This is a genomic window from Streptomyces sp. NPDC059373 (genome assembly GCF_042751495.1).
GTDB lineage: Bacteria > Actinomycetota > Actinomycetes > Streptomycetales > Streptomycetaceae > Actinacidiphila.
The window spans coordinates 69,987-84,735 of the sequence record NZ_JBHYXC010000017.1; the positions used below are offsets into that span (position 1 = coordinate 69,987).

Sequence of the window (14,749 nt, forward strand, 5' to 3'; positions counted from 1 at the left end):
CCCGTACAGACTGACGAGACCCCGGAAGGAGGGACGACCTTGAGCGACACCCCCCACGAAGAGCCCTACGAAGAGCCCTACGAAGGACCCGAACTGCGCGAGCCCGATCTGCCGCGCACCGCCAAGGAGCGTCCCAAGGCGCTGCGTACGGGCTGGACGACCGGCACCTGCGCGTCGGCCGCAGCCCGGGCGGCCGCCCTGCACCTGGTGACGGGGGCGGCGCAGCCGTGGGTGGAGGTCGGGCTGCCGTCCGGGCGGCGGGTCACGTTCGCCGTGGAGCGGTCGGTGGAGCTGCGGCCGGGGCGTACGGAGGCGGTCGTGGTGAAGGACGCCGGGGACGACCCGGACGTCACGCACGGCGCGCACCTCACGGCGACGGTCAGCTGGCGGGAGACGCCCGGGATCGCCCTGCACGGGGGCCTTGGCGTCGGGGTGGTGACCAAGCCGGGGCTGGGGCTCGAGGTCGGCGGTCCCGCGATCAATGCGACGCCGCGCGCGATGATCACGCAGGCGGTCGGCGAGGTCGTGGACCTGGCGGTGCGCGGGGTCGACGTCACGATCAGCGTCCCCGACGGCGAGCAGCGGGCCAGAAAGACGACGAACGGCAAGCTGGGCATCCTGGGCGGCATTTCGATCCTCGGGACCACCGGGATCGTCCGGCCCTTCTCCACCGCCTCCTGGCGGGCGAGCGTCGAGCAGGCGGTGGCCGTCGCCGCCGCGCAGGGCGAGCCGGCGGTGGTGCTGTGCACCGGCGGCCGCACGGAGAAGGGCGCGATGGAACTGCTGCCGCAGCTGCCGCCGGTGTGCTTCATCGAGGTCGGCGACTTCACGGGCGCGGCGCTGCGCCGGGCCGTGGAACTGGGCGTCGGGCGGGTGATCTTCGTCGGGATGGCCGGCAAGCTGACGAAACTGGCGGCGGGGGTGCTGATGACGCACTACACGCGCTCCAAGGTCAACACGACCGTCCTCGCCGACATCACGCGTGCGGTGGGCGGGGACGCGGAGCTCGCGGCGGAGGTGGCGGCCGCCAACACCGCGCGTCACGCCTACGAGTTGTGGGACGCGGCGGGGCTGCTCGGCCCGGCCGGGGTCGAGCTGTGCCGGCGCGTCGCGGACGTCATGGAGCGCTTCACGGAGGGCCGGGTCGCGGCGGAGGCGGCGATGGTCGACTTCACGGGGCGCGAGCTCATCGCGCGGTGGGGTCGGGGGCTGCCGGCGTGATCACGGTCATCGGTACGGGTACGGGTACGGGCACGGGTGCGGGTACGGGTGCGGCTGCTGGGCTCGCGGGTCCGGGGGTGCCCGCCGGTGCGACCCTGGTCGTCGGCGCCCGGCGCCATCTGGACGCCGCCGCGCTCCCGCCCGGCGTCCAGCAGGTCGTCCTGGGCCCGCTCGCCCCCGCGCTGGACGCGATCGAGGAACACCTCGCCAAGGGCGGTACGGCGGCTGTCCTCGCCTCCGGCGATCCCGGGTTCTTCGGGATCGTACGGGCCCTGGCCGAGCGCTTCGGGGCGGCCGCACTGGACGTACGGCCCTCGGCGCCCTCGGTGGCCGTGGCCTTCGCTCGGCTCGGCCTGACGTGGGACGACGCGGTCGTGGTCAGCGCGCACGGCCGCGACCCGCGTACGGCGGTCAACGTGTGCCGGGCGCACCCGAAGACGGCCGTCCTGACCGGTCCGGGGGCCGGCCCCGGTGAACTGGGCGCGGCACTGGCCGGTACGGGCATCGAGCGGACCCTCGTTGTCGCGGCGGCGCTCGGCACGGCCGAGGAGTCCGTCGAGCGGGTCTCCCCGGCGGAGGCGGCGGCGCGGGACTGGTCGGGGGTGGGTGTCAGCGTCGTCCTGTGCCTCGACGAGGGGCGGGTGCTGTCGCCGGTGGCGCGTACCGTCGCCGGGCCGGGGCCTTCGCCTGCGGGCTGGGCGCTGCCGGAGGAGGCCTTCACCCACCGGGATTCCATGGTCACGAAGTACGAGGTCCGGGCGCTGGCCCTGGCCCGGCTCGGCCCCCGTACGGGCGACCTTGTCTGGGACATCGGCGCGGGCTCCGGGTCGGTGGCCGTCGAGTGCGCGCGCTTCGGGGCTGCGGTGGTGGCCGTCGAGCGGGCGTCCGACGGCGTCGCCCGGGTCCTGGCCAACGCCGCCGCGCATGGTGTGGACGTGCAGGCCGTGCACGGCTCCGCCCCGGCCGTCCTCGGCCAACTCCCGGACCCGGACGCCGTTTTCATCGGCGGCGGTGGCGCGGACCTTCCGGCGATCGTCGCGGCGTGCGCCGCGCGGGTGCGGCGGGTTGTGGTCGTGACGCTGGCCGCGCTTGACCGCGTGGCGGACGTCCGGGCGGCTCTTTCCGGTGCGGGGCTCGTCGTTGACGGCGTCCTGTTGCAGTCCTCGCGGCTGGCGCTGCTGCCGGGTGAGGTCAGCCGGCTGGCGGCGACCAATCCGGTTTTCGTCCTCTGGGGTACGCGGGACGGGGCTACCGCCCCGAACCCCGTACCTGCCCATGGGTTGGGGGTAGGCCGCCCGCCTTGGGGGTCCCCCCGGCCGAAGGCTGGGGGAAGAGCTGGGGCCGGCCCAACCGGCCCGCGCCCGGCGACGGGCCCGCACCCCGACGGTGGGTTGCCGGGGGTGCGTCGGCGGCCTGAGGCCCGTGGCCGGGTTGTGCCAGCCTCCCCCAAAGCTTCCTTTGGGAGGTGCCCCCATCTCGCTTCGCTCGCCTTGCGGAACGTTCTCCCACAACCCGAGGCCGCCCGCAGGGCGCAGGCGGGTGCGCACGGTTCGCTCTGGGGTCGGGGCCGCCACCGGGCAGCCTCCTCAGCGCTCGAACGTGACCGGGGGCGTTGGGTTGCCCCCCGTGTGTTCTCGTCGCTTCCGGGGGCAACCCGGCGCACCCCCTCCTACGTATCCTCGCGGCTGCGGGTTAGCGAGCAACCACCCGTGAGAGGCCAGAAGCCAACGGACCGGCGAATGGGTGGGCGGGTGGGAGAAGCCCGCCGCAGGCGCAACGGCGCGGTACATGGCGACAAACCCCGGCGCAGGCGGCACCAGCCGCACCGCACAATCACCGAAGGAGCAATACAGTGATCGGCCTGATATCCGCCACCGCGGCAGGGCAGCGTGGCTGCGAACGGCTCGCGGCCGCCTGGCCGGACCGGACGCGGGTGTATGAGGGGCCGGTCCGCGAGGCCGTGGCCCGTGCGTTCGGCGAGTGCGAGCAGTTGGTGTGCTTCCTGGCGACCGGGGCGGTCGTGCGGCTCATCGCGCCGCTGCTCGAAGGCAAGGCGGCCGACCCGGGCGTGGTGTGCGTGGACGAGGCGCAGCGGTATGCGGTGGCGCTGCTGGGGGGCCATGGGGGCGGGGCCAATGCGCTGGCGGAGGCGGTCGGGGAGGTCCTGGGGGCGGCGCCGGTGATCACGACGGCGACGGATGCCGTGGACGCGGCGGGGCTCGACATGCTCGGGCTGCCGGTGGAGGGCGCGGTCGCTGCCGTCAGCCGCGCGATGCTCGACGGTGAGGCGGTCGCGCTGCGGGCGGATGCCGTATGGCCGTTGCCCGCGCTTCCGCCCAACGTCGGGGCGGCCGGGGAGGCCGAACTCCTGGTCACCGACCGCGTCGTGGCCGACGGGGAGCGGACCGCCGTGCTGCGGCCGCCGTCGCTCGTGGTGGGGGTCGGGGCCAGCCGGGGCGTCGGCGCCGACGAGGTGCTCGGGCTCGTACGGGAGGCGCTGGCCGAGGGAGGGTTGTCGACGAAGTCGGTGGCCGCGCTCGCGACGGTGGACGCCAAGGCGGACGAGGCGGGGATCGTGGCGGCGGCGGAGCGGCTGGGGGTGCCGCTGCAGACGTACGGGGCCGAGGTGTTGGCCGGGATCGCGGTGCCGAACCCGTCGGCGGCGCCGCTCGCGGCGGTGGGGACGCCGTCCGTGGCGGAGGCGGCGGCGCTGGCGGCGGCGCCCGGCGGTGAACTGGTCGTCCAGAAGCGTAAGTCGGCGATGGCCACGGCGGCCGTGGCGCGGCGGCGGCCGCGTGGGCGGCTGGCGGTGGTCGGGCTCGGCCCGGGCGCACGGGACCTGGTGACGCCGCGGGCCCGCGAGGAGCTGCGGCGGGCGTCGGTCGTGGTGGGCCTGGACCAGTACGTGGACCAGATCCGGGACTTGCTGCGCCCGGGCACCCGGGTCCTCGAGTCCGGTCTGGGCGCGGAGGAGGAGCGGGCCCGTACAGCCGTGGCGGAGGCACGGGCGGGGTACGCGGTCGCGCTGATCGGGAGCGGGGATGCGGGGGTGTACGCGATGGCCTCCCCCGCTCTGGCCGAGGCGAGCGAGGACATCGACGTGGTCGGCGTGCCCGGGGTGACGGCCGCGCTGGCGGCCGCCGCGATTCTGGGGGCGCCGCTGGGCCACGACCATGTGTCGATCAGCCTGTCGGATCTGCACACGCCGTGGGAGGTCATCGAGCGGCGGGTCCGGGCGGCGGCCGAGTCCGACCTCGTGGTCACCTTCTACAACCCGCGCAGCCGGGGCCGCGACTGGCAGCTTCCCAAGGCCCTGTCCATCCTGGCCGGCCACCGCACCCCGCAGACCCCGGTCGGCGTGGTGCACGCGGCCTCGCGTCCCGACGAGCGCAGCGAGGTCACGACTTTGGCCGCGCTGGATGTGACCACCGTCGACATGGTCACCGTGGTCACGGTCGGCAACACCGCGACCCGTAATGTCGCGGGCCGCATGGTGACTCCGCGCGGCTACCGGTGGCAGGTGTGACGGCCCCCGTTCACGTCACCTCGCGCTGCGCGGGCTGCGGGGCGTGCCTGATGACGTGCCCGACGCATGCCATCCGGCCGCGCGGCGGGACGCTGCACGTGCTGGCGGAGTTGTGCAACGGGTGCGTGGAGTGCATCGAGGTGTGCCCGGTCGACGCCATAGAAGAGACGACCCTTACCGGAGGAGTCCGATGAGCCGGACGACGGTTCACCCGATCGAACAGGAGTCGTTCCGCATTCTGCGGTCGAGACTCGACACGTCACCACTGCCGCCGCTGACGCGCGCGGTGGTGGAGCGCGTGATCCACTCCAGCGCGGACCTGGACTACGCGGAGGACCTGGTCTGTGACGAGCCGTCGCTCGTCACCGCGCACGCGGCGCTGCTCGCGGGCGCGCCGATCGTCGCGGACGTCGAGATGGTGGCCGCCGGGATCACCACCCGTAAGGCGGTCTGCCGCCTCAAGGAGGCCAGATCCGGCCCCGGGCTGACGCGTTCGGCCCATGCGATCCGCCTCGCGTACGAGGAGGTGGGCCCCGGCGCCGTATGGGTGATCGGGTGCGCGCCGACCGCGCTGGAGGAGCTGCTGACGCTCGACGCGGCGGCTCCGGCCCTCGTGATCGGGCTGCCGGTCGGCTTCGTCGGCGCTGCGGAGAGCAAGGCGGCGCTGCGGGCCTCCGGCCTGCCCGCCGTCAGCAATGTCTCGGAAAAGGGCGGTTCGGCGGTGGCCGCGGCCGCGCTCAACGCCCTGCTCTATACGGAATACCCCAACAAGGAGAACCACCTGTGACCCCGCCCGCACCACCCGCGCTCCTCCTCGTCGGCCATGGCACCCGGGACGAGGCCGGGGCCGAGGCGTTCCGCGCCTTCGTGGCGCAGCTCGGTGAGCGGAATCCGGGGCTGCCGGTCGGCGGCGGCTTCATAGAGCTGTCGCCGCCGCCGCTGGCGGACGCCGTGGCCGAGCTGGTGGAGGATGGCGTCCGCCGCTTCGCCGCCGTGCCGCTCGTGCTCGTGTCGGCCGGACACGCGAAGGGCGACATCCCGGCCGCCCTGGCCCGCGAGGAGCAGCGGCACCCGGGCACCTCCTACGCGTACGGGCGGCCGCTCGGCCCGCATCCGGGGCTGCTGGCGGTGCTGGAGCGGCGCCTGGACGAGGTGGTCGGCCTGTCCGAGCGCGAGGACACCACGGTGCTCCTGGTCGGCCGTGGCTCGACCGACCCGGACGCCAACGCCGAGGTCTGCAAGGTCGCCAGGCTGCTGTGGGAGGGCCGGGGCTACGCGGGCGTGGAGACCGCCTTCGTGTCGCTGGCGGCGCCGGACGTGCCGTCGGGGCTCGACCGGTGCGCGAAGCTGGGGGCCAGGCGGATCGTGGTGCTGCCGTACTTCCTGTTCACCGGGATCCTGCCGGAGCGCGTACGCCAGCAGGCGGAGGGCTGGGGAGCGGCACACCCGGAGGTCGAGCTGCGGCAGGCCGATGTCATCGGGCCGGAGCCGGAGTTGGCGGAGCTGGTGATGGAGCGGTACCGGGAGACCCTCAAGGGCGACCTGCGGATGAACTGCGACACCTGCGTGTACCGCATCAAGCTGCCGGGGTTCGAGGACCGGGTCGGCTCGCCGCAGCAGCCGCACCACCACCCGGACGACCCGTCGCACTCCCACGGCCATCACCACCACGACCATGCCCACTGACGGCTACGACCTGCGCCACCACGGGGACCAGGAGGTCGGCGACGGCCTCGTCGACCTCGCCGTCAACGTCCGCACCGGCACTCCCCCGCCGTGGCTGAAGGAGCGCATCGCCGCGTCCCTCGACGGGCTCGCCGCCTACCCCGACGGCCGGGCGGCGCGCGACGCGGTGGCCGTACGGCACGGCCGGCCGGCCGGCGAGGTGCTGCTGACGGCGGGCGCGGCGGAGGCGTTCGTCCTGCTCGCCCGGGCGTTGTCGCCGCGCCGGGCGGTCGTGGTGCACCCGCAGTTCACCGAGCCGGAGGCGGCGCTGCGGGACGCCGGGCATGCGGTCGAGCGGGTGCTGCTCAGCGGCTCCGACGGCTTCCGGCTCGACCCGGCGCTGGTTCCCGATGACGCCGACCTGGTCGTCATCGGCAACCCGACCAACCCGACGTCCGTACTGCACCCGGCCGCGGACATCGCCGCGCTGGCCCGCCCGGGCCGGACCCTGGTGGTCGACGAGGCCTTCATGGACGCGGTCCCGGGCGAGTCCGAGTCCCTGGCCGGGCGGCGCGATCTGCCCGGGCTGGTGGTGCTGCGCAGCCTCACCAAGACCTGGGGGCTGGCGGGGCTGCGGATCGGCTATGTGCTGGCGGACCCGGCGCGCATCGGTGAGTTGGAGCGCGCCCAGCCGCTGTGGGCGGTGTCCACGCCGGGGTTGACGGCCATCTCGGCGTGCGTGGAGCCAGCCGCGCTGGCCGAGGCGGCGGAGGCGGCGCTGCGGATCGCGGCCGACCGCGACCATCTCGCCGCCCGGCTGAGGGAGTTCGCGGGGCTGAAGATCGCGGGCGACGCGCCCGCGGGGCCGTTCCTGCTGATACGGCTGCCGGGTGCGGACGTCGTACGCGAGCGACTGCGCGACCTCGGCTTCGCGGTGCGGCGGGCCGATACGTTCCCGGGTCTGGGCCCGGAATGGCTGCGGGTCGCGGTGCGGGACCGGGACACCACGGACCGGTTCGCGGAGGCGCTGGGCAAGGCACTGGCGGGCTGAACGCCCGTCGCCCAGGCAGAGGTGGAGGACGGCGCCGGACACGTCGCCGCCCTCCACGTTTCCCCCGGTCCCCCCGTCCCCCCGGTCCCCCCGTCCCCCCGGGGCCCGGGTCAGTCCCGGACGTTCACCGTGGCCGGCTTGCGGCGGCGGGCGGCGTAGACCACGGCGCCGCCGACGGCGAGCAGGCCGGCCGCGCCCGCTGCGAGGTACGGGGTGGCGGAGCCGCCGCCGGTCTCGGCGAGGTTCTGTTCACTGGTGGCGACGTTCTGGGCCTCGGCTTTGGTTCCCGAGCCGGTGCCGGTGCCTGTTCCGCTGCCGGTTCCCGTACTGGGGCCGGGATCGGAGCCGCCGCCTGACGAACTGCCGTCCTTCGGCGACTCGCAGGTCGCCTTGGCCAGCGTGACCGTCCCGTTCACCTCGGCCACGTTCAGGTTGAGCGGGTTGACCGACACCGTCAGTTCGAGCGCGGTGGCCGCCGCCGTACGCGAGGTCACCTCCCGCTTCGACAGCTCCAGCCGGACCTCGCCGACCCCCGGCACCGTGACCTTGGTCGTACCGCCCGTGCTGACCGTCACCTTCTTGCCGAGGACGACGACGTGTCCCAGCAGATTCGACTCGGCCGTCGGCTGCTTGCCGGCCTCGCAGGTGGCCTTGGACGTCACCGTCCCGACCTTGATCAGGCCGATCAACGGCAGGCCCGGGACATGGACCTGCGCATTGACCAGATTCACATATCCCTCGGCCTTGTGCTTGTCCGCCGTGGCCCGCGCGGTGGCGACGTCGGCGCGCAGGACGCTGAACGGCCTGCCGCCGCCGACCCCGTCGAGCTTGGCGGTCAGGGCGGTCTGGCCGGCGTCGGCGGGCGCGTGCACATCGTTGAGCGAGAGATTCAACGGCACGTCGACCGTCTTGTTGAGCAGCGACACATCGAGCCCGGTCCGCAGGACAACGGCCGTGGCCTTTCCGTGGCTGCTCGTGTTCTCCGTCGCATGCGCGGCGGCCGCGGGCGCCAGAGCGAGCGTGCCTGCCGCGAGTGCGACGACGGGCATGCTGAAGGCAGTGCTGGACAAGGTGGAAAACCCCCAACTGGCATGGGTCGTCGACGCCTGCTGATGGGGACAGCGCGTTCGCGACGACCTTGACGCACGTAATGATTTACGTACTGAGAGTGAACTGGCGACTACCTGAAGCCAGTTCACTCCAAAGGGTGGTTTTCGCCCGCATATTCGAACCTTTCGGCACGCCCATTCCCATCCGTCACCCGTTCAACGGGATGACGCCTCCCACCTCCCTTGACGCGCCGTGGCGCACACGGTGGTCAGCAACGAGCGCCCCGCACTCCGGGTCACGCAGCGTCAACTCGCGTACTCCCTCGCATAGGCGATCAGCGTCGGGAAGTCGATCGCACCGGGATCCCCATGGAGGTTCTCGGGGACATGGCAGTGCCCGCACACCCCCTTGAAGCCGTTCCACACCCGCCCCGACATCCGCTCCCCGTTGTGGCTCCCGTACGACTCGGGATAGGGCTTCCACACCTTGGGCCCGCTCAGCGGCACGTCGTGCTCCTCGCTCATCCAGGCCAGGAACCGCGCCAGTTCCCGCAGGGCCCAGTCCGGCGCCTCCGGCCAGTAGAGGTGCGGGCTGCTCCCCCACCGGTGATGCCGGTCTGGATCGCAGGTGCCCACCAGCTCGACCTGGCAGACGTTGAGCGTGTTGGTCTCCACGCCGCCCGGCAGGTTGACCAGCGCACGCGACGAGATGTCGATGTCGAAGTGCTGGTACCACTTCAGCTTCTCCGCACCGAAGTCCGGGACCGCCGTCAGATTGGGCGCGTTGCTGCCGCCGTCGTACGACGGGACGGTCCGGCCCTCGGTGGTGTGGAGGACGACGACGTTGACCTCCATGGCGTCGCCGCCGAAGTCGTCCTGGTACCAGTAACGCAGCGATGCGCCCGGGAACTTCTGTGGTCCTCGCCTGGTCATGGCTGTTCCCCGTCCTGTGTGCTTATCGACCGGTTGCTTCCGATGTCAGCACGGACGGGGCAAGCGGATCCGCCGGTTCCGCCGGGGATCACCCGAATTGGGGTTCTGATTCCTGATCTGTTCCGACCGCGTCGTACCTACCCGACCACCCGGCCCCGCAGGACGACCCGGCGCGGGGCGGCCAGGACGCGTACGTCCTCGCGGGGGTCGGAGGGAAGGACGACGAGGTCGGCGGAGGCGCCTTCGGTGAGGGAGGGGCGGCCGAGCCATTCCCGCGCTCCCCAGGTGGCGGCCGAGAGGGCGGCGGTCGGCGGGAGGCCGGCGCGGACGAGCTCGGCGACCTCGTCGGGGATGAGGCCGTGGGCGAGGGAGCCGCCGGCGTCGGTGCCCGCGAAGACGGGGATGCCGGCGTCGTAGGCGGACCGGACGGTGTCGTAGCGGCGGGCGTGGAGGCGCCGCATGTGGTCGGCCCAGCGGGGGAACCTGGCGTCGGCGGGAGCCGCGAGCTGCGGGAAGGTGGCGATGTTGACCAGGGTGGGCACGATGGCGACGCCACGCTCGACGAAGAGCGGGATGGTGTCGTCGGTGAGGCCGGTGGCGTGCTCGATGCAGTCGATGCCGGCCTCGACCAGGTCCGGGAGGGAGTCCTCGGCGAAGCAGTGCGCGGTGACCCGGGCGCCCTCCTCGTGGGCGGCGGCGATCGCGGCCTCGACGGCGCCGCGCGGCCAGCAGGCGGTCAGATCGCCGGCCTCGCGGTCGATCCAGTCGCCGACCAGCTTGACCCAGCCGTCGCCGCGCCGGGCCTCCTGGCGGACGTAGGCGACCAGGTCCTCGGGCTCGATCTCCCAGGCGAAGTCGCGGATGTAGCGGCGGGTACGGGCGATGTGGCGGCCGGCGCGGATGATCCGGGGCAGGTCCTCGCGGTCGTCGACCCAGCGGGTGTCGGAGGGCGACCCGGCGTCGCGGAGGAGGAGGGTGCCGGCGTCCCGGTCGGTGAGGGCCTGCTTCTCGGAGGTGGCCGCGTCGACGGCGCCGTGGTGGCCGAGGCCGACATGGCAGTGGGCGTCGACCAGGCCGGGCAGGACCCAGCCGTCGACGGTCACCACGTCGTGGGTACCGGTCGGCCGGTCGTAGCTGATCCGGCCGCCGACCACCCACAGCTCGTCCCGTACGTCCCGGTCGTCGGGGCCGGTGAGGACCCGGCCCCGGATGTGCAGCACCTCGCGTTCTCCCATGCCATGCACTCTACGAGGTCTCGGTCACCCTCGGCCCATGGCACATCCCCTCGCAGTGGGGTCGACGCGGCGGCGATCGTGGGCGGCGCACTTGCCGCCGCTCCGGCGGTCCCGCTGGTCACCGGGGGCGCCCCGGAGGGCTGATTCCCGCACCGGCGCACGGCGGAATTGCCGCCCGCTGTCCGATCCGTTGGCATGGGGGGCCAGAGCTACGTGATCCGACAGCGGGCGGCGGCGGGACGTGAGAGGGGCCATTCTCCGAGTCCCACACAGTGGTTGCCGCCGGCGGCGGATAGGTTGCCGAGGATTCCGAAGTTTTTTTGGCCGGGCGTATTTGTTCGGTTTTGCGCGAGGTGGGTCGAACAACTCCCGTTGCGCTGCTACGCTCACGCATCTCGCCGGGATCCAGGCGACGACGCACGGGGGCCACCGGTAGCGATCAGGGGGAGAGGTCACCGTGGGCACAGCCGTCGACGATGTCGCCGCTGCCGAGTTTCATGAGTTCTTTGAGCGGTATCACGCCGAACTCGCACGTCTGGCCTACCTGTTGACCGGTGACCCGGACGCGGCTGACGACCTGGCGGCGGACGCGCTGGTCGCGATGTGGCACCAGTGGGACCGGGTGCGGGCGGCCGACCATCCGGGGGCGTACGCGCGTGGCGTGGTGACGAATCTGGCCCGCTCCCGCATACGGAGCCTGGTTCGGGAGCGCAGACGAATCGCCCTGTTCTGGGGGCAGCGCAGTGAGCGCGTCGACGACCCGGATGTGCCGGCGGTGCTGGATGTACGGGAGGCGCTGCGGCGGTTGCCCTTCCGGAAGCGCGCCTGTGTGGTGCTGCGACACGCCTTCGACCTGTCGGAGAAGGAGACCGCGCTCACGCTGGGAATCTCGGTCGGTACCGTGAAGAGCCAGACCTCGCGGGGCATCGCGGAGTTGGAGAAGCTGCTCGGGCCGGCGAATGCCGTACGGGTACTCGGCCCCCCGCGCGGTCACGGCGAAACGGCGGCAGCCGCCGGACACGTGGGACGGAGGACCTGATGGCGCGCCGGTACGACGACAAGAGCGGGCGGCACCCTGAGGTGCTGAGCGACCTGCGGACGCAGTTGGAGCGGGCGGCGCAGGAGCACCGCCCCGACCGGGAGCGGATCCTGGCCCGCGTGGAGCGCGGGATGTCCGAGCAGGACCTGGACGGGCGGCGCGGGCACCGTTCGCGGTCCGGACCGGCGCCCTGGGCGCGGGTGGTGGGCGTGACGGCCGGACTGGTCGGCGCGTTCGGCATCGGCGGCCTCGCCGTGGGTCTCACGGTGAACGCCGGCGACTCCCAGCCGCAGACCGTGGTGACCTCCCCCGGCCCCGCCGCGCCCCCGGACGTGCCGACGCCGACGGTCTCGCCGACCCACCGGCCGGTCGTACCGCCGTCCGGCACCACGGGCGGCGGCAGCGGCTCGGCGACCGGGAAGGCCTCGGGCGGCGCGTCGTCGTCGTCGAGTGGTACGCCGACCACCTCGCCCGACACGAAGCGCGGCAACCATCCGCAGGACGGCTATCTCTGGTCGGACGGCTCGATCGACTCGGGCAGCAACGACTTCTGGGCGCAGAGCGACGTCACGATCAAGAACGCCGAGCCGCTGACGAAGTTGACGGTCGAACTGCGCGTGGTGAAGTCGGACGGCGTCGCCAGCACCGGTTCGTGGTCGACGGTCTCCTCCGACGACTACGACGTCACCGTCACGGAGGAGGACGGCGCCGTGGTCTACCGCTGGACGCTCAAGTCCGGCAGGACGCTGCCGGCCGGCACCCAGATCTTCGCCGGCCAGTACAACCACGCGCAGGGCGGCCGTGACGCCGGCGGCGACCTCTACGCGGCGCAGGGCGACGGCTCCGGTGGCGCGGTGGAAGTCCGCGGCGACTTCTACTGAGCCGTTGCGGGCGGTTGTTTCTTGCTATTCCGACGGGTTCCGACGGGACCACCTTTCCCGGAATTGCCAGTGAATTCCCGGAAATTGTCTCCGAATATTCCTCCGTCACGCTCCTGCCCACTCGATCACCGGCCAAACGCCAAGATTTCGTGAACGTCTCACGGTGATTTCCGCTGTGTGACCGACCCCACATCCGGCCCGTTCTGTCCAGTATTGTGATGACAAATACCCCCAACCCTCGATCACCCTCACGCACGCGTGATAACGGATGAAGCCCGCCGCGTAAAGGCCATTGCCCCGTGCAATTCCCATTTCCACTCGGTAGCTTCGTGCCGCATGACCGCCGCAACGCAATTGCTGCTCGACATCCCGGATATCGGGGACGGTGCCGCGCTCTGGCGTATCGCCCGCGATTCGGACGCTCTCGACCTCAACTCCTCGTACAGCTATCTCCTCTGGTGCCGCGACTTCGCCCGCACCTCGGTGGTGGCGCGCGGGGACGGCGGCGAGCCGGTGGGCTTCGCGACCGGCTACGTACGGCCCGACCGGCCGGAGACGCTGGTGGTGTGGCAGGTCGCGGTGGACCGCGCGCACCGGGGCCGGGGGCTGGCCGGCGCGATGCTGGACGACCTGGCTCAGCGCGTGGCCGCGGAGGGCGTACGGGGCGTCGAGACGACGATCACGCCGGACAACGAGGCCTCGCACCGCCTGTTCATGTCCTTCGGCGAGCGGCACGGCGCCCGCGTTGAGCGCGAAGTGCTGTTCGACGGAGCCCTGTTCCCCGACGGCCACGAGGCCGAGGTGCTGTACCGCATCGGCCCGATCGCCTGACTCTCCCCGATCCCCCCGCACACGCACACGCACCACGTAAGGACCAGGAATGACCATCACCCCGCCCGCCATGACCGTTTTCGAGACCCTGGAGTCCGAGGTACGCAGCTACTGCCGTGGCTGGCCTGCCGTGTTCGACCGCGCGCAGGGCAGCCGGATGTACGACGAGGACGGCCACGGCTACCTGGACTTCTTCTCCGGCGCCGGAGCGCTCAACTACGGGCACAACAACCCGGTCCTCAAACGCGCGCTGCTGGACTATCTGGAGCGCGACGGCGTCACCCACGGCCTGGACATGGGTACCACCGCCAAGCGGGCCTTCCTGGAGCGCTTCCGGGACCTGGTGCTGCGTCCGCGCGGCCTGGACTACAAGGTGATGTTCCCCGGCCCCACCGGCACCAACGCCGTGGAAGCCGCGCTGAAGCTGGCCCGCAAGGTCAAGGGCCGGGAGTCGGTCGTGTCCTTCACCAACGCCTTCCACGGCATGTCGCTGGGCTCGCTCGCCGTCACCGGCAACTCGATGAAGCGGGCGGGCGCGGGCATCCCCCTCGTCCATGGCACACCGATGCCGTTCGACAACTACTTCGCGGGCCGCGTCCCGGACTTCCTGTGGTTCGAACGGCTGTTGGAGGACCAGGGATCGGGCCTCAACAAGCCCGCCGCCGTGATCGTCGAGACCATCCAGGGCGAGGGCGGCATCAACGTCGCCCGCCCGGAGTGGCTGCGCGGCCTGGCCGACCTGTGCAAGCGGCGCGACATGCTGCTGATCGTCGACGACATCCAGATGGGCTGCGGCCGCACGGGGACCTTCTTCTCGTTCGAGGAGGCCGGGATCGTCCCCGACATCGTCACCCTCTCCAAGTCCATCGGCGGCTACGGCATGCCGATGTCGCTGACCCTCTTCAAGCCCGAGCTCGACATCTGGGAGCCCGGCGAGCACAACGGCACCTTCCGGGGCAACAACCCGGCCTTCGTCACCGCGACCGCCGCACTGGACACGTACTGGGCCGACAGCGGCATGGAGAAGCAGACCATCGCGCGCGGCGAGCAGATCGAGGCGGCCCTGCGGCAGATCTGCGACGAGCATTCCCGCGCCGGCGCCGAGTACCGCGGCCGCGGCATGGTCTGGGGGCTGGAGTTCACCGACACCGGCCGCGCCGACCGGGTCTGCGCCCGCGCCTTCGAACTCGGCCTGCTCGTCGAGACCTCGGGCCCGCGGAGCGAGGTCGTCAAGCTGCTGCCCGCCCTGACCATCACCCCCGAAGAGCTGGACGAGGGACTGCGTACCCTCGCCCGGGCCATCCGCGAGACCGCGTAA

13 protein-coding genes and 1 pseudogene are annotated in these 14,749 nt (G+C 72.5%); 11 read left to right on the forward strand and 3 right to left on the reverse strand.

Annotated elements, in window-relative coordinates; translation table 11 throughout:
- Nucleotides 1-39: 39 nt before the first annotated feature.
- The 7 genes and pseudogenes from ACFXJ5_RS22800 to cobC all read left to right on the forward strand — a co-directional run bounded on the left by ACFXJ5_RS22800 (nt 40) and on the right by cobC (nt 7,463).
- Nucleotides 40-1,221, forward strand: a complete 1,182-nt coding sequence (locus tag ACFXJ5_RS22800; RefSeq protein ID WP_384633918.1) for a cobalt-precorrin-5B (C(1))-methyltransferase — start codon at nt 40-42, stop codon at nt 1,219-1,221.
- Nucleotides 1,218-2,492: pseudogene (gene cbiE / locus ACFXJ5_RS22805) on the forward strand (precorrin-6y C5,15-methyltransferase (decarboxylating) subunit CbiE); the annotation flags it as partial. The gene ACFXJ5_RS22800 and the pseudogene cbiE, both read left to right, overlap by 4 nt.
- A gap of 581 nt (nt 2,493-3,073) precedes the next feature.
- Nucleotides 3,074-4,747, forward strand: coding sequence for a precorrin-3B C(17)-methyltransferase (gene cobJ / locus ACFXJ5_RS22810; RefSeq protein WP_384633921.1), 1,674 nt, complete (start codon nt 3,074-3,076; stop codon nt 4,745-4,747).
- Nucleotides 4,744-4,941, forward strand: coding sequence for a 4Fe-4S binding protein (locus ACFXJ5_RS22815; protein WP_384633924.1), 198 nt, complete (start codon nt 4,744-4,746; stop codon nt 4,939-4,941). Before cobJ ends, ACFXJ5_RS22815 begins: the two co-directional genes overlap by 4 nt.
- On the forward strand, nt 4,938-5,534 hold the full coding sequence (locus tag ACFXJ5_RS22820; RefSeq protein ID WP_384633927.1) for a precorrin-8X methylmutase: 597 nt from the start codon (nt 4,938-4,940) through the stop codon (nt 5,532-5,534). Before ACFXJ5_RS22815 ends, ACFXJ5_RS22820 begins: the two co-directional genes overlap by 4 nt.
- Nucleotides 5,531-6,433 (forward strand): sirohydrochlorin chelatase, encoded by a 903-nt coding sequence (locus ACFXJ5_RS22825; RefSeq protein ID WP_384633930.1) that lies wholly within the window; start codon nt 5,531-5,533, stop codon nt 6,431-6,433. The genes ACFXJ5_RS22820 and ACFXJ5_RS22825 overlap by 4 nt, the downstream gene beginning before the upstream one ends.
- Nucleotides 6,423-7,463 carry an Rv2231c family pyridoxal phosphate-dependent protein CobC gene (gene cobC, locus ACFXJ5_RS22830; protein ID WP_384633933.1) on the forward strand — a complete coding sequence of 347 codons (1,041 nt, stop codon included), beginning with the start codon at nt 6,423-6,425 and terminating at the stop codon, nt 7,461-7,463. The genes ACFXJ5_RS22825 and cobC overlap by 11 nt, the downstream gene beginning before the upstream one ends.
- A 110-nt stretch (nt 7,464-7,573) precedes the next feature.
- On the opposite strand, the gene ACFXJ5_RS22835 is transcribed toward cobC, so the two are convergent.
- The 3 genes from ACFXJ5_RS22835 to ACFXJ5_RS22845 form a co-directional block, all read right to left on the reverse strand.
- Nucleotides 7,574-8,512, reverse strand: a complete 939-nt coding sequence (locus ACFXJ5_RS22835; protein ID WP_384633937.1) for an SCO1860 family LAETG-anchored protein — start codon at nt 8,510-8,512, stop codon at nt 7,574-7,576.
- Nucleotides 8,513-8,818: 306 nt separating this feature from the next.
- On the reverse strand, nt 8,819-9,445 hold the full coding sequence (locus ACFXJ5_RS22840; RefSeq protein ID WP_384633940.1) for a hypothetical protein: 627 nt from the start codon (nt 9,443-9,445) through the stop codon (nt 8,819-8,821).
- Between the two features lie 137 nt (nt 9,446-9,582).
- On the reverse strand, nt 9,583-10,680 hold the full coding sequence (locus ACFXJ5_RS22845) for an amidohydrolase family protein (RefSeq protein ID WP_384633943.1): 1,098 nt from the start codon (nt 10,678-10,680) through the stop codon (nt 9,583-9,585).
- 457 nt (nt 10,681-11,137) lie between these two features.
- On the opposite strand from ACFXJ5_RS22845, the gene ACFXJ5_RS22850 reads away from it, so the two are divergent.
- The 4 genes from ACFXJ5_RS22850 (at nt 11,138) to ectB (ending at nt 14,749) form a co-directional block, all read left to right on the forward strand.
- A complete protein-coding gene (locus ACFXJ5_RS22850; protein ID WP_384633946.1) occupies nt 11,138-11,719 on the forward strand; it encodes a SigE family RNA polymerase sigma factor in 582 nt (193 codons plus the stop codon).
- On the forward strand, nt 11,719-12,600 hold the full coding sequence (locus ACFXJ5_RS22855; protein WP_384633949.1) for a hypothetical protein: 882 nt from the start codon (nt 11,719-11,721) through the stop codon (nt 12,598-12,600). The genes ACFXJ5_RS22850 and ACFXJ5_RS22855 overlap by 1 nt, the downstream gene beginning before the upstream one ends.
- Before the next feature lie 336 nt (nt 12,601-12,936).
- Nucleotides 12,937-13,431 (forward strand): diaminobutyrate acetyltransferase, encoded by a 495-nt coding sequence (gene ectA, locus ACFXJ5_RS22860; RefSeq protein WP_384633952.1) that lies wholly within the window; start codon nt 12,937-12,939, stop codon nt 13,429-13,431.
- Nucleotides 13,432-13,480: 49 nt separating this feature from the next.
- Nucleotides 13,481-14,749 carry a diaminobutyrate--2-oxoglutarate transaminase gene (gene ectB / locus ACFXJ5_RS22865; RefSeq protein WP_384633955.1) on the forward strand — a complete coding sequence of 423 codons (1,269 nt, stop codon included), beginning with the start codon at nt 13,481-13,483 and terminating at the stop codon, nt 14,747-14,749.

Excerpts from the sequence above, each read along its gene's own strand:
- ACFXJ5_RS22820 (WP_384633927.1), top strand. The coding sequence starts at position 4,938 with ATGAGCCGGACGACGGTTCACCCGATCGAACAGGAGTCGTTCCGCATT.
- cobC (WP_384633933.1), top strand. The coding sequence starts at position 6,423 with ATGCCCACTGACGGCTACGACCTGCGCCACCACGGGGACCAGGAGGTC.
- ACFXJ5_RS22835 (WP_384633937.1), bottom strand. The coding sequence starts at position 8,512 with ATGCCCGTCGTCGCACTCGCGGCAGGCACGCTCGCTCTGGCGCCCGCG.
- ACFXJ5_RS22840 (WP_384633940.1), bottom strand. The coding sequence starts at position 9,445 with ATGACCAGGCGAGGACCACAGAAGTTCCCGGGCGCATCGCTGCGTTAC.
- ACFXJ5_RS22845 (WP_384633943.1), bottom strand. The coding sequence starts at position 10,680 with ATGGGAGAACGCGAGGTGCTGCACATCCGGGGCCGGGTCCTCACCGGC.
- ACFXJ5_RS22855 (WP_384633949.1), top strand. The coding sequence starts at position 11,719 with ATGGCGCGCCGGTACGACGACAAGAGCGGGCGGCACCCTGAGGTGCTG.
- ectA (WP_384633952.1), top strand. The coding sequence starts at position 12,937 with ATGACCGCCGCAACGCAATTGCTGCTCGACATCCCGGATATCGGGGAC.
- ectB (WP_384633955.1), top strand. The coding sequence starts at position 13,481 with ATGACCATCACCCCGCCCGCCATGACCGTTTTCGAGACCCTGGAGTCC.